Origin of the sequence: Phenylobacterium sp. (assembly GCF_036563285.1) — a bacterium.
Taxonomy (GTDB): domain Bacteria; phylum Pseudomonadota; class Alphaproteobacteria; order Caulobacterales; family Caulobacteraceae; genus Phenylobacterium.
This window is the reverse complement of the sequence record NZ_DATCMR010000010.1, coordinates 111055-124378: the sequence shown is the minus strand read 5'-3', so window position 1 is coordinate 124378 and position 13324 is coordinate 111055. Positions and strand designations below refer to the sequence as shown.

The following is a 13324-nucleotide window of genomic DNA, read 5'->3' as shown; positions in this document are numbered from 1 at the left end:
ACCGCCCGCACCTCCGCCCACCGGCGTCCCGTGCCCGGCGCCTTGGGGCTGCAATGGCCTTGGCGCTGATCCCCTTGACGGTCTTCGGGGCCGCGACCCTGATGTTCAGCAGCCTCAGGAGCGCCGAACAGCTCGGCGCTCGTGTTGAGCGCTCCTACGAGACCCGCGAACAGGTCCAGCGCGTCTTCTCCCTCCTGCAGGACGCGGAGACCGGTCAACGCGGCTTCATCATCACGGGCAAGGAGGCGTTCCTCGAGCCCTACTCAAATGCAACGGCGCGGCTCGACGCGCAGCTGCGCGTGCTCGATGCGCAGTTCAGCGACCACCCCGAGCAGAAGGCGCGGCTCGACCTCCTGCGCCGGCAGATCGATGCGAAATCGGAGCTGATGACGACGGGGATCGCGCTGCGCCGTAGCGCCGGAGCCACCCAGGCCGCCGAATTCGTCAGCTCCGAACGCGGCAAGCGGGCGATGGACGCCATCAGGCTGACCGTCACAGACATGGTGTCGGCCGAGTCCATCGAGCTCGAAACACAGCTGCGGCTGAACCGAGAGCGCCGCCAGCAGGTCCAGCTCGCTGCGCTCCTGCTCGTCTTGCTGCTGCTGGGCGTATTGGGCGGCGCGGCCGCGATGGTCGCCCGCCACAACCGCAACCGCCAACGTCTCTTGGAGCAGGTGGAGCAGGAGTCCACGCGGCAGCGGACCGTTTTCGACAGCACGATGGATGCGCTGGTGACTTTGAACCCGAGCGGTTCAATCGAGACCTGCAACACTGCCGCTGAGCGGATGTTCGGTTACGAGCGGTCCGAGCTCATACGCCGCGACAGCTCGACGTTGGTGGACTTCGCTGAAGGCGAAGGGCTCTTCCTTCGCCGGCTTGCGCTGCGCGGGGACCCCGCCCTAAGCCTCCCGCGCGAGTTCACGGCCCGCCGCAAGGACGGGAGCATGTTCCCCGTCGAGGTCGCCCTTGGCGCCATGCGCTTGCGGGACGGCGTACACCTGGTCGCCGCCTTGCGGGACATAACAGAGCGCAAGGAGGCGGAGCGCCTGAAGGACGAGTTCGTCAGCACCGTCAGCCATGAACTGCGTACGCCCCTCACGTCCATCGCGGGGTCGCTGGGACTGCTGCAGGCGGGCGCGGCCGGCCAGCTCCCCGAAAAGGCGGGTCGCCTCGTCCACATCGCCAAGGCCTCGTGCGATCGCCTCGTACGCCTGATCAACGATCTCCTGGACATGCAGAAGATCGCATCCGGCAAGATCCAGCCCGAGTATCGCCAGCTCGATCTGCGGAAGGTGGCGGAGGTCGCGTCGGAATCCATCAGCAGCTTCGCCTCCGAACGACAGGTGCGGATCGAATTTCACCGTACTGATGAGCCGGTAACTGTCCGCGGCGACGAAGACCGCCTGGTGCAGATCGCCGTGAACCTGCTCTCCAACGCCGTGAAGTTCTCTCCGCAGGGCGCCCGGGTCGAGCTTCGGGTAGAACGCACCGACGACCGGGCAACGCTCCTCGTCCGAGACGAGGGCCCCGGGGTGCCGGAATCGTTCCAGGCCTTGCTGTTCCGGCGCTTCGCCCAAGCCGACGGATCGGCGGTCCGCAGCGTTGGCGGCTCGGGCCTCGGCCTGGCCATCTCCCGCGAGATCGCCGAGCTCCATCACGGAGTCCTGGAGCTCGCCGAAAGCAGCGCGCAAGGCGCGGTCTTCGCGCTGACCCTCCCGATCGCTGCGCCGGAACGATCGGCCGCCCCGCCGGCTGCACAGGTGCTGATCTGCGAGCCCGACGCCAAGTCCGCTGCGGCGCTTCGCGAGGCGCTCGAGCAGCAGGGCTTCACGTCGGTCGCGGTTGGCGCCGTCGAGGAAGCCGAGGCCGCACTGAGGTCGCACCGGTACCGCGCTCTGCTCATGGGATTGAGACAGACCGACGGGAACGGCCTCTCGCTCGCCCAGAGCCTGCGAGCCGACCCCGAGCTGGACCTGCCGCCTGTGATCATCGTCGCGGGCGAACCCGGTCAGGCGGTCTCCACTCTGCCGATCGCGGACTGGATCACGACCCCGATTGAACCGGAACGGCTGCAGCGGGCGGTGGCCGGCGCGCTGGGACAGCGTCGCTCCGTGGAGATCCTCCATGTGGACGATGACGTGGACCTCACCGACGTCGTGGCCGCCGCCCTCGAAGGGTTCGGCGAAGTCCGCGCCGCCCACTCCCTCGCCGAGGCCCGCCAGGCGTTGGCCAGTGCGCCCGACCTGGTGATCCTCGACATCGCCCTGCCGGACGGCAGCGGCCTCGACCTGCTGCCCGACCTCCAGCGGAGCGGAACCAGCCCGCCGGTGATCATCTACTCGGGCCAGGAGATCGACTCGGCCGTGATCCATAAGGTCGAGGCGGTCCTGACCAAGTCTCGGGTCAGCTTCGACGCGCTGACGCGCACCGTTAAGAAGCTGGCCCGGCCGGTCGAAACGGCAGGTTGACCCGATGCGCGTGCTCTACATCGACGACGATCCGTTCATTCGCGAGATCGCGGAGATGTCGCTCGGTTTCGATCCGTCGTTCGACGTGCGCCTCGCCGAGAACGGATCCGATGCGCTGCGCCTGGTCGAGGATCAGAGCTGGGCCCCCGAGCTGTTCCTCATCGACGTGATGATGCCGGGCATGGACGGGCCGCAGTTGCTGGCGGCGCTCCGCGCGACAGGGCGCTTCACTCACACGCCTGCGATCTTCGTCACCGCCAGGGCGCAGCCGCATGAGCACAAGCGACTCCTTGAGGCAGGCCCGATCGGCATCATCACCAAGCCGTTCGAGGCCGCGACCTTGGCCGCCGATGTCCGCCGGCTGGTGGAAGGTGCATGAGCGATCCGCTCGCCTCCTTGAAGGCCAGGTTCGTCGTGCGCGCGCAGGATGATCTCACCGTGCTGGAGACAGCCGACGTCGAGGCCGCTTCGGACGTGATCCACAGGCTCGCCGGGACGGCGGGCACACTGGGCTACCATGAGCTCAGCCGTCTCGCGGCGGTGGTCGACCAGGCGCTTCACGATGGACAAGCCGCACCGCCGGGGGCGCTGGAGGCGCTGAACGCCGAGCTCCGCGCCGTCATCCGCCGCGGGTGAAGCCGCGCCGGGTCATTGCGCCCCAGCTGTGCTGCTTGGTGACGAACTGCCAGAAGCCACGGACGCGCCAGAAGTTGTTGATCTGGCGATAGCCGAAGTTCTCCGCGATCGCGGCCAACAGCAGCACGCCGAGGCTGCCGGCGCTTGGGAAGCGGCGGAGCTCCTGCTCCTCCAGCGCAAGGGCCCCGACGCTGATCACCACGCCGAAGGCGAAGCTGATCGCCAGGAAGGCGTAGAGGTATTGCACATTGAGCACCCCCAGCAGCCAGAACGCCGGGATCAGGACGTAGCCGGCGAGCTCAACGAAGGGCCCGAGTACGTCGACCAGCAGGATGTATCCGAAACCCAGGCTGCCCACGCGTCCGTAGCCCGGCTTGAACAGCATGTCCGCGTGCCGCTGGAAGGTCTCCAGCGCACCCCGGTGCCACCGCGCCCGCTGACGGCCCAGCACGCCAAGCGTCTCCGGAGCCTCTGTCCAGCAGACCGGCTCCGGCAGGAAGGCCACGCGGTAGGGCTCGCCCAGCCGCCGGAAGTGCTTGTGGAGCTTCACGACGAGTTCCATGTCCTCGCCGACCGTGCCCAGGCTGTAGCCGCCCACCGCCAGAACCGCGTCGCGGCGGAACAGGCCGAAGGCGCCCGAGATGATCAGCAGGGACTTCAGCTCGCTCCAGGCCAGGCGCGCCATCAGGAAGGCGCGCAGGTATTCGATCGTCTGGACGAGCGCCAGGAAGTTGCGCGGCACCCCGACGCGCGACACCCGCCCGAAGCGGATCTCGCAGCCGTTGGCCACGCGGACGGTGCCGCCGACCGCGATCGTCTCCTGCGGGTGGTCCACGAACGGTCGGACGACGCGCAGCAGGGCGTCGGGCTCCAGCAGGCTGTCGGCGTCCATGGAGCAGACGATGGAGGCGCGGGAAAGGTTGAGCGCCGCATTGAGCGCATCGGCCTTGCCGCCGTTCTCCTTGTCGACCACCACGAGCCGCGGTTGCTTCGGCGCCACGTAGATCGCGCGGATCGGCTTGTGCGGCGCAACGGCCTCGTAGTCTCGGTCCACCGCGTCCAGGTCGAAAGCCTCAACGAGGGCCTTTAGGGTGCCGTCCTTGGAGCCGTCGTTGACCACCACCACCTCGAAGCTGGGGTACTGCAGCGAGAGCAGCGAGCGGAGGCTTTCGACGATGGTGAGCTCTTCGTTATAGGCCGGCACCAGCAGGCTGATCGGTGGCGCGGCCTCCGCGTAGCGCCGCCAGAGCTGCCGCGTCTCGGCGATGCCGCGGTCGCGGCGCAGCGCCCGGCCCGCCAACAGCAGCTGGTACACATGGAAGATGTTCTGCAGCAGGCCCGATGCGATGACGAACCAGGCGATGGATTCGGCGAACTGGGTGACCATCAGGGCGGCGGCGGCGGCGTCCATCAGGTGATCGCTTCCGCCAGGGCGAGCGACGCGGCCCGCGCCGCGACGCCGCCGCCTCCGGAGCCTGCCGCCGCCTCGAGGCGCTGACGGCCGCCCGGCCCCAGCTTCGCCAGCGCATGGGCGGCCTGGTGACGCACACGCCAGACCTCATCGGCCAACCGCATTGCGAGCGGATCGAGCAACCCCGCCAGGCGCGCGTCGCCGGCGGCCTTCGCCGCGGCGGAACGCACCTCCCATTCGCTGTCGTCCAGCGCGGAGCGGATGCAGGCCTCCCCCGCCGGATGCATCAGCTTGCCAAGTCCGGTAACCGCGGCCGCACGCATACGCGGGCACTCAGACGCCGCATAGGTCGTGAACACCGGGATCGCCTCGTAGGCCCCCGCCTCGCCGAGCGCCTCCAGCAGCATCAGTCGCGGCTCGGCGGCAAGGGTTTCGCCGGACAGGGCTGCAGCGGCCCACGCCGGATCGTCGGCCACCAGTTCGCGCAGGAACTCCGCCACGCCGCCCGACGGACGCAGGCGCTGGGCGCCGACCCGCTGAAGCACGTCGCTCGCGCGGACTTCGCCGCCTGCCTGGCGCAGCGAGCGCAGCGCCGCGAGCCGCAGTCCCTGGGGGCCGCGGTCGCTGGCGCGCAACAGCACATGCTGGGTCTCCGCCCCGGGGAATACGCCGAGCGCCTCGATGCTCGCCAGGCGCCCGGCAAGCGAGCCCCGCGTCACACGGGCCCGCAGGATGCGGTCGGCGCCCAGGGATTCGAGCGCGTCGACCACCGCCTGGCGGTCCTGGCCCCGGACGATGCCGATGAAGTCCAGCAGGGTCTCGGCGATCAGCCGCGCGCGCTGCCGGTAAGGCTGCAGCGCGTTGGCGTCACCCTTGCCCTGCATCACCCCGATCAGGGCACGCTCCACCGCCGCGCGGTCGGCCTTGCGCCGAACCGTCTTGCGGACGTTGACGAGCCTGAGCGCGATGAGGGTCGCCATCCAGGCGAGCGCGCTGACGGCCATCGCCAGGGCTACGGCCCAGATGAGAGACAGGAGCGACAACGGGCTCAGAACCGCCGGGTCATGCCCAAGGTGAGCTCGTCGCGATCGTAGGCCGGGCGCATCTCGTGGACCGCATCGAGGCGCAGGGTGAGGTCGTGTCCCAGCTCGACCGCCACGCCGACGCTCGCGGCCCGCACGTCGGTGGTGATCCCCTGGGTGGACTCCGGCGCATCGGCCCACCCGGCCGACAGGCGCAGGTGCGGCATGACGGCGAACACGCCGCGGATCGCGTAGCCCGAACGATAGTCGTCCTGCTCGTCGAGCGTGTTGATCCACCGCGCCGTGATCAGCGCCGCATCGCCGCGCGCCAGAGTCAGCGACGGCTGCACGGTGCGGACGTCCCCTGTGGGATAGCGGGACCAGGCCGCGTCGGCGCCGACCTGCGCCGTCCATTCCAAGCCGACCGAGACGGGATCCGCGTAGAGCCCGCCGCGCACCTGCCATTCGGGACGGAAGTCGGCGTCCGGCGTCGCGCCCACGGCAAGATAGCCGCGGCGCGCGCCTACCAAGCCCTCGAGGTAGGCGTCTTCGCGGCCGAACTGGCGCGCGTATTCGCCCGAGACTGTCGCAAGGCGCCCGCCGCCCAGGCCCCGCGTCGCAGCCAACCCGGCCCGTGTCTGCGATGGAAGCCGCTCTGTGAGGTCGGCGCGGCTCACGAAGGCGTCGAGGCGCCAGCGCGGCGTCGCTCGCCGGGCGACTGAGATCTGGCCGCCCAGGGTGCGCGCCTCCTCGCTGTCGGGCGTCGCCGCCAGCCGCCGTTGCGCCTCGGCGAAATCTTCGCGGAAGTAGGCGACCCGCGCCCGGGCGAGCTTCACGTCGGGGTAGTCGGGGGCGAGCCGCAGCGCCTCGTCCAGGGCGCGCTCTGCGTCCGCGAAGCGCCGGGCGTCCGAATAGGCCAGGCCCAGGTTCAGCCAGATGTCAGCGTCGCGGGGATTGGCCGCCGCCGCCGCCTCCAGTCGTGCGACCGCCTCGGCGGGTCGGCCGGCGAGCCGCAACTGGCGACCCTGCTCATAGTCGGTGGATGGGCTCTGTGCGTGGGCGAGACCCGGAACCAGGGCGACCCATGCCGCCGCGACGAATACCCTCACACACCACTCCGCTGGCCGACCAAGCGGTCCAACCTAGCGACGAGCTCGTCAGGATTGAAGGGTTTGGCGAGGTAGTCCGCCGCGCCCAGCTTCAGGGCGCTCAGGATGTCCTCGTCTCGCTTCAGCGCCGTGAGCATCACAACGGCGACGTCATTCAAGGAGGGGTTGGCCTTCAGACGGCGCAGCGCCTCGAAGCCGTCCATTACCGGCATCATCGCGTCGAGCACGACCAGGTTCGGGCGCAACGCTTCGACCTCATCGAGCGCAGCTCGGCCGTCCTCGACGCTGGTCACCTGGTATCCGGCCGCACTCAGCTTGTGCTCGAGAATGGCCCGGAGCAGCGGATCGTCGTCTGCGATGAGGACGCTGGAGGCGGACATTGGCGGCTCGTGCTTGCGAGCGTTGGCCGTACCAAAGACCCCTTGACGTGCAGATTGGACCTAAGGTCGCGCTGCCTCCGGTTGTGGGACTGTGCGCGCCGCAGTACGGCGCACGCTCCGAACACTGAGGAGCCTTGGGTCCGGCCACAGGAGATGCCCTCGATGCCGTCGCGAGTTCACCCTGACCGCGCGAAAAGCCCCCGGCGGGCTGGGACGCCGGGGGCCTGCTAGCTTCCGATAGTCTACGCTGGTCGCGCGGCCCACAACTGGCGCAGGGCAGCCGGTGTTCCAACGAAAAACCCCCGGCCATGGGGACAGGACCGGGGGCTAGCGCTGTGTCACTGTGGCGGCCGGTAGGGGATGCAGGGCTTGGGGGCCGCCAAGGCGGAGAATGACCCAGGCGTGCTTGGGTTCCTCGGCGACCTTGAGGGCGCGATCCCGCTCTTCCCGAAGCCTCCACACCTCGGCCATCGCGAGCAGGCTCTGACGGACCGCGCCTCCATCTTCGGCCAGGTTTCGGGAGCGGTTTGCAAGATGTGCGACGGCCAGCACTTCGGACCGAGAACGTCCGTGGAACGACAAGTGCAACAACAGGTGTGCAACACGCAACACGTTGCAGCAGAATCTGGAGGGCTGGAAGAGAGTCGAAAAGGCCAAAACCCCAGCCATTTCACTCACTTAGTCGATGGTACCGCCCTCCCGGATCGAACGGGAGACCTCCAGAGCCACAATCTGGCGCTCTAACCAACTGAGCTAGGGCGGCGCCTTCGCGAGCGGGCTTTCTAGTCGGCCGACGTGGCGCGATCAAGACGCACGCTCAGTCGGCCAGCAGAGGCCGCCGGTAGCGGCGGCTGCCCGCGATCTCGCCGCCGCCGCGCAGGCGCACGATGAAGTCGCCCGCGGGCTTCGACTCGATGGCGGCCACGGCCTCGCGGCGGACGAGGCGCGAGCGGTGGATGCGCACGAAACCGGCATCGGTGAGCCGCCGCTCCATTTCCGACAGTGAGGCGCGGTGCAGGAGGCTGGCCTGCGGCCGGTGGAGCTCCACATAGTTGCCGGCCGCCTCCACCCATTCGACTTCGGCGAGCGGGACGAAGTGGCGGCGCGCGCCGTCACGCACCTCGAGGATCCCCGCTCCGGCGGCCTGGGTCGGCGCGGCCCGGGCGCCGAGCAGCCGCCAGAGCACGTAGAGCGCCACCAGAGCGGCGTAGACGATCAGGTCCTTGCGGAACTCGTAGGGCCAATCGGCTAGAGGCCCCATTGGGTCGTACCGGGCGTCGACGAGCGCGTAGATCGCGCTGCGCGCCAGGCCCATGGCGGTCACATGCACGAGCGAGAAGACGACCGCGCCCGCGGCATGCAGCGCCACCGTGCGCCAGAGCGGCCGGCCCAGCGGCCAGGCGCGGAGGACGAAGGCCATGACCGCGGGCGTAAGGGCCAGAACGATGAGGCCGCTGGACCCTTCCCAGACGAGCGGCTCCCAAAAACCGATCTCGTCGCCCATGCGGGCGCGGTCATGGAAGGTGTTGAAGGCGTTGAGCACGACGACGGCCGCCACCGAGGCCGCCGACACCCCGAGGAACAGGAGATCGCCTCCCCGGCCTCTGCCCACCTTCGGCGCCTGCGGCTCCGTCACGGCCCTCCCCCATCCGCTGTCAGGGGGGATGAGAGCGGGCGTTCGGCGAAATGGCAAAGAAAAAGCCCCGGAAGCCTGTTGGCCTCCGGGGCGATTTGCTTGCGGTTGCCAAAGTGGCCTTTAGCCCTTCGGCAGCACCCAGCGCAGGGGAATCCGTACGGTGCCCCCCTCGACCGGCGAGCCGTCCTTGGTCATCGGCCGCATCTTGAACAGCTTGGAGGCCCGGATAGTCGCTTCACCGAAGCCGGCTTCAGCCGGGTCCTCGTTGATGATCGAGCAGTTCTCGAGCGTGCCGTTGGCGCGCACCGAGCAGCTGATCGTCGCGCGGCCTTCCAGGTTCATCCGCTGGGCCCGTTCCGGATAGTACCGGGACAGGTCTTCCGCGTTCGGGCGGCGCATCCAGTCCGGGTTGGTGATCACGGACGGACGCGGCGGCTCCGGCGGCGGCGGGGCGGGCGGACGGGGCTCCTCGATCCGCTTCTCGACCGGCGGGACCGGCAGCGGCGGGATCGACGGGACGTCCGGTACGGCGACCGGCGGCCTGGGCTGCAGCTTCGGCGGCGGCGGCGGCGGCGTGTTCGGCGGCGGCGGAGGCGGAGGCGGCGGAGGCGGCGGAGGCGCCTGCGGCTTCACGATCTCCACGTCGGTGATCTCGTCGGAGTACTCGCGGTACTTCGGCTCGAACCGGGTTTTCCACAGATACACGCCGAGGATCGCGTGCACCGCCACCGACACCACGATGGTGATGATGAGGCTGCGGCTGGTCTTCGGCTTCGGATCGTCGAACGGGTTGTGACGATGGTGAAGGACTTCTTCGGGTGTTGCGTCAGTCATGTCTCAACACCCCTCGCTAAAGCTCTTCGCCGACGAGGGCCACGCTGTAGAAGCCGTTGTCCTGCAGCATGTTCATGACGCCCATGAAGTCGCCGTAGAGCGTGTCCTTGTCCGACCGGATAAAGATCCGTTCCTTCGTCGGGTTCCGGCTTTCGCCGAGCCGCGCGCGAAGATCGTCACCCAGGGTGGACAGATCGGACGGAAAGTCCTGCACGTAGATCCGGCCATCTGGCTTGATCGAGATGTACACCGGCTTGGGCGGGTTGGCGGAAGGCGGAGCCACCGCCGGCGGCAGGGCGACCTCGACGGTCACCGCCGCCATCGGCGCGGCCACCATGAAGATGATCAGAAGCACGAGCATCACATCCACGAAGGGGGTGACGTTGATCTCGGCGTTCTGCTCTTCCTGGTACCGGCCTGCGCCGCCGCCCGAAAGTTTGGCAGCCATCGAGCTTAGGCCCCCTTGTCGAGCTGCCGGGAGATCGCGTTCATCAGTTCAGCCACAAAGCCTTCCGTCCGCGCGCCGTAGGCGGAGATGCGCGTCTGGAAGTAGTTGTAGAAGATAACCGACGGGATCGCGGCGAAGAGACCAAGACCGGTCGCCAGCAGGGCCTCGGCGATGCCGGGCGCCACGACGGCCAGGTTGGTCGTGTTGGTGTTCGCGATGCCGATGAACGAGTTCATGATCCCGTAAACGGTGCCGAACAGGCCGATGAACGGACCGTTGGAGCCGACCGAGGCCAGGTACTGCATGCCGCCGGAAAGACGGCGAGCAAGCGAGGCCTGAACCGCGCCGACCGCGGCCTGGGCGCGCATGATCGTGGTGTCGCGGTGGTCGCCGCCGATCTGCAGGCCAGCCTGACGGCTGAGCTCGATCTCCTGCGCGGCCGCGGCGGCCATGTCGGCCAGCGGGTTTCCGTCGAACTCTTCGGCGAGCGCGATGCGGTTCATGTCGTTGATCGACTTGGCGCCGCGGAACTGCTCGAGGAAGTTGTCCGTCACACGGTTCAGCGCGCGGAACTCCAGCATCTTCGTGATCAGCACGGCCCACGAGAAGATCGAGGCCAGGGCCAGGCCGATCATCACCACCTTCACGACCGGGTCGGCGTCCATGAACATCGTGCCGATGTTCAGCTTGCCGGCGTTCTTCATGGTGGGCGGATCGCCCGATTGAGCGGCCGGAGCCGCAGCGCCGCCAGCCGGAGCGGCGGCGGCGTCACCGGCCGGAGCCGAAGCCGCCGGAGCGGAGGCCGCCGGGGCGGCCGGGGCGGCGTCCTGGGCGAACGCCGGCGCGCTCGCCATCAGCGCGACGGCGCCGACGAGAGCGATGAAAGGGGTCTTCAATTTGTTGTCGAGCATCTGTCGCCAGTTCCTGGTTGGTCTAGCACGATTGGCCGGAGGGTCGTCGCGCGAGAGCGTCTCCACCCTAGTTTTTGAAACATGCCCGCCGCCCGGGCACGATCACTCGAACCAGGACGCCAGAGCCGCTGTCGCTGCGCCCGACCCGGAACGCGTACTCCCAACAGGTGGAAGGTGGGCGTTTCGAAGCGGGGCCGACTTCTCGCCCCTCTCGCGAGGAACTTGAAATCTTACCGCTATGTTAGACGTGCGGCTGCGACCCTTTGGCAACCCCTAATTCAGGCGTCAAGGGGGCAGGCGAGTGAGCTGCACCAGCAAAAGATTTGTCATGCGCGTGCATGCTGCGACGCACACAGCCTGATCCGTTCCACGCCCCTAGTATTTCCGACTTTGACGGAATTCCGATTGCTGCATTGCAGCATCTTTCGGCGGAACCGTGGTCGGAAATAATTCCGCTCACCGAACGCGCGGCTCCGGCCAACAATGCGGCGGCCTCGCAACGGAGGGTCGCGGCGCTGCAACTTCGCCGGAAAGGAGAATGGTGCCTGGGGGCGGATTCGAACCACCGACACGCGGATTTTCAATCCGCTGCTCTACCAACTGAGCTACCCAGGCAGGGGCCGCGTCGCGGGAGGCCGGGTCTATAGAAGACGCGCCAGCCGAAGTCCAGCGACCGAAACGCTACTCGTCGAAGTCATCGTCCTGTGCGCCCTCGTCGCTTTCGACGGCAGGGACGGCATAGGATCCGGTGAGCCACTTCTGCAGGTCCACGTCCGCGCAGCGTCGCGAGCAGAAGGGACGGTATTCGGCCACCGCCGGCTTGCGGCAGATCGGGCACTTGGCCGTCATAGAGCCGAGACCTCCAGCCGCTGCCGCGGAAGCGCAGGATCGGGGCGGACGGCGAAGCGCGACCCGATGATTGCCGCGAGCTCGGTGGTCAGCGGCGCTGCGGCCTCGGCCACGGCGGGTGCGCAGGCCGCCTCGATACGAGCGCCGCCCTGCGCCTGCGCCTCCGCCTGGATGCGTCGGACCAGGCGCTGCGCGAGCGTGCGGTCGCTGAGCGTGCCGTCGTCGCGGCAGAGGACTTCCGCCAGCGGGCGCAGGCGGCGCGGGAGGGACAGCTCCATGGTGCCGAAACGCCCGACAGGGCCGATCGCGACACCCGGATTGTCAGGCCCGAACGCGGCGCGCGCCGCCGCCAGAAGGGCGTTACCGTCGTGGCCGCGGCCCACGAGGTCGATCACCACGATGCCTCCCAGGCCCTTCAGCCTGAGGAGGCGGGCGGCGAGTCCGAGCGCGTCGAGATTCGCCTGCCGGGTCACCCGCTTGGCGTCGGCGCCCTTGCGCTCGCCGAGGTCGACGTCGATGGCCGTGAGCGCCCGCGTCGGCTCGATGGCCAGCACGCCGCCGCCTGGGATCGGGTGCAGGATCTCCAGCGCCTCGGCCTCGGCTGCGTCGGCCGCGTCACGGGCTGCGCGGCCTTCCACCGGCTCGACATCGCGGACGTAGGTCTTCAGCTCGGCGGCGACGTCGTGGGGCGCAGAGAGGAGCCGTGGCGCGCCAGCCGCGTCACCGACCAGCCGCGCGATCGCCAGCTTACCGCGCCGTGGCTCGGCGCGGATCTCCACCTCGACGGACTGGCCGCGCACGGGCCGCGCGTCGGGCTTGAACGGCAGGATGGCCTCGGCGCCTGGCCCAAGGTCGAGGAAGGCGGTGGCCAGCGCCGGCTCCAAGCTGGCGACCCGCGCTACCAGCCGCGCCCCCAGAGCCAGCCTTGGGTCCTCGTCGTGCCGGCGTACGATCAGCCGCTCAGGTCGGCCCTCGAGGGTGACCACGCCGCGGGTCTCGCCGATGCCCCGGTCCAGGTAGGCGCGCCGCTCGCTCATGCGTGATAGCCCAAGCCGGTCAGGAGACTCCGGGTCTCGTAGAGGGGCAGCCCGACGACGCCCGAATAGGACCCCTGCAGGTTGATCACCATGCCCCCTGCCCTGCCCTGGATCGCATAGCCGCCGGCCTTCCCGAACCCCTCGCCGGAAGCGATGTAACCGTCCACCTCGGCGGGCGTCAGCCGCTTGAAACGCACGCGGCTTTCCACCAGCCGCTGGGCGCGCGCGCCGCCGGGGGCAATCACCGCCACGCCAGTGAGCACCCGATGGGAGCGCCCTGACAGGAGCGCGAGGCAGGCACGCGCCTCGGCCTCGCTTTCGACCTTGGGCAGGATCCGCCTCCCGACGGCCACGACCGTGTCGGCGCCCAGCACGAAGGCGTCTGGTTCTGCTTCGGCCACGCGCGCGGCCTTGGCCGTCGCCAGCCGGACGGCCAGCAGGCGGGGTGTCTCTGTCTTGAGGGGGGTCTCGTCGACCTCGGCGGCCGCCACGGCGTCGGGCTCCAGCCCGATCTGGCGTAGTAGGTCGAGCCGCCTGGGACTTGCGGAGGCCAGGACCAGGCGCTGCAGCGTCGCGGGCAAGT

At 69.1% G+C, this 13324-nt stretch carries 14 protein-coding genes and 2 tRNA genes; 3 read left to right on the top strand and 13 right to left on the bottom strand.

Going from position 1 to position 13324, the window contains the following annotated elements:
- The first annotated feature begins 53 nt into the window (after window positions 1–53).
- Genes VIL76_RS10230 through VIL76_RS10220 form a run of 3 tightly spaced genes read left to right on the top strand, consistent with a single transcriptional unit; the run spans window position 54 to window position 3104 of the window.
- Window positions 54–2468: a CHASE3 domain-containing protein gene (locus VIL76_RS10230; RefSeq protein ID WP_332044922.1), complete on the top strand. Its 2415-nt coding sequence runs from the start codon at window positions 54–56 to the stop codon at window positions 2466–2468.
- A gap of 4 nt (window positions 2469–2472) precedes the next feature.
- On the top strand, window positions 2473–2847 hold the full coding sequence (locus VIL76_RS10225; RefSeq protein WP_332044921.1) for a response regulator: 375 nt from the start codon (window positions 2473–2475) through the stop codon (window positions 2845–2847).
- Complete coding sequence (locus VIL76_RS10220; protein ID WP_332044920.1) at window positions 2844–3104, top strand: Hpt domain-containing protein; 261 nt, start codon at window positions 2844–2846, stop codon at window positions 3102–3104. Before VIL76_RS10225 ends, VIL76_RS10220 begins: the two co-directional genes overlap by 4 nt.
- On the opposite strand, the gene VIL76_RS10215 is transcribed toward VIL76_RS10220, so the two are convergent.
- From VIL76_RS10215 to VIL76_RS10155, 13 genes are all read right to left on the bottom strand, one after another.
- On the bottom strand, window positions 3088–4515 hold the full coding sequence (locus tag VIL76_RS10215; protein ID WP_332044919.1) for a glycosyltransferase: 1428 nt from the start codon (window positions 4513–4515) through the stop codon (window positions 3088–3090). The two genes, VIL76_RS10220 and VIL76_RS10215, sit on opposite strands and share 17 nt — an antisense overlap.
- Window positions 4515–5519 (bottom strand): HEAT repeat domain-containing protein, encoded by a 1005-nt coding sequence (locus VIL76_RS10210; RefSeq protein ID WP_332044918.1) that lies wholly within the window; start codon window positions 5517–5519, stop codon window positions 4515–4517. Before VIL76_RS10210 ends, VIL76_RS10215 begins: the two co-directional genes overlap by 1 nt.
- Before the next feature lie 44 nt (window positions 5520–5563).
- The gene (locus VIL76_RS10205) at window positions 5564–6646 is read right to left on the bottom strand and encodes a YaiO family outer membrane beta-barrel protein (protein WP_332044917.1); all 1083 of its coding nucleotides are present in this window, start codon (window positions 6644–6646) and stop codon (window positions 5564–5566) included.
- A complete protein-coding gene (locus VIL76_RS10200) occupies window positions 6643–7026 on the bottom strand; it encodes a response regulator (RefSeq protein ID WP_332044916.1) in 384 nt (127 codons plus the stop codon). The genes VIL76_RS10205 and VIL76_RS10200 overlap by 4 nt, the downstream gene beginning before the upstream one ends.
- A 686-nt stretch (window positions 7027–7712) precedes the next feature.
- Window positions 7713–7789 (bottom strand) — tRNA-His (locus tag VIL76_RS10195).
- Between the two features lie 54 nt (window positions 7790–7843).
- Window positions 7844–8662, bottom strand: a complete 819-nt coding sequence (locus tag VIL76_RS10190) for a LytTR family DNA-binding domain-containing protein (RefSeq protein ID WP_332044915.1) — start codon at window positions 8660–8662, stop codon at window positions 7844–7846.
- 120 nt (window positions 8663–8782) lie between these two features.
- A complete protein-coding gene (locus tag VIL76_RS10185; protein ID WP_332044914.1) occupies window positions 8783–9496 on the bottom strand; it encodes an energy transducer TonB in 714 nt (237 codons plus the stop codon).
- Between the two features lie 16 nt (window positions 9497–9512).
- Window positions 9513–9944 (bottom strand): biopolymer transporter ExbD, encoded by a 432-nt coding sequence (locus VIL76_RS10180; RefSeq protein ID WP_332044913.1) that lies wholly within the window; start codon window positions 9942–9944, stop codon window positions 9513–9515.
- A 5-nt stretch (window positions 9945–9949) separates the two neighbouring features.
- Window positions 9950–10855, bottom strand: a complete 906-nt coding sequence (locus tag VIL76_RS10175) for a MotA/TolQ/ExbB proton channel family protein (protein WP_332044912.1) — start codon at window positions 10853–10855, stop codon at window positions 9950–9952.
- Between the two features lie 539 nt (window positions 10856–11394).
- Window positions 11395–11470: transfer RNA gene (locus VIL76_RS10170), tRNA-Phe, on the bottom strand.
- Between the two features lie 66 nt (window positions 11471–11536).
- Window positions 11537–11704, bottom strand: coding sequence for a DNA gyrase inhibitor YacG (locus VIL76_RS10165; protein WP_332044911.1), 168 nt, complete (start codon window positions 11702–11704; stop codon window positions 11537–11539).
- Window positions 11701–12741: a ribonuclease E/G gene (locus VIL76_RS10160; RefSeq protein WP_332044910.1), complete on the bottom strand. Its 1041-nt coding sequence runs from the start codon at window positions 12739–12741 to the stop codon at window positions 11701–11703. The genes VIL76_RS10165 and VIL76_RS10160 overlap by 4 nt, the downstream gene beginning before the upstream one ends.
- On the bottom strand, window positions 12738–13322 hold the full coding sequence (locus VIL76_RS10155) for a Maf family protein (protein WP_332044909.1): 585 nt from the start codon (window positions 13320–13322) through the stop codon (window positions 12738–12740). The genes VIL76_RS10160 and VIL76_RS10155 overlap by 4 nt, the downstream gene beginning before the upstream one ends.
- Between the last annotated feature and the right edge of the window lie 2 nt (window positions 13323–13324).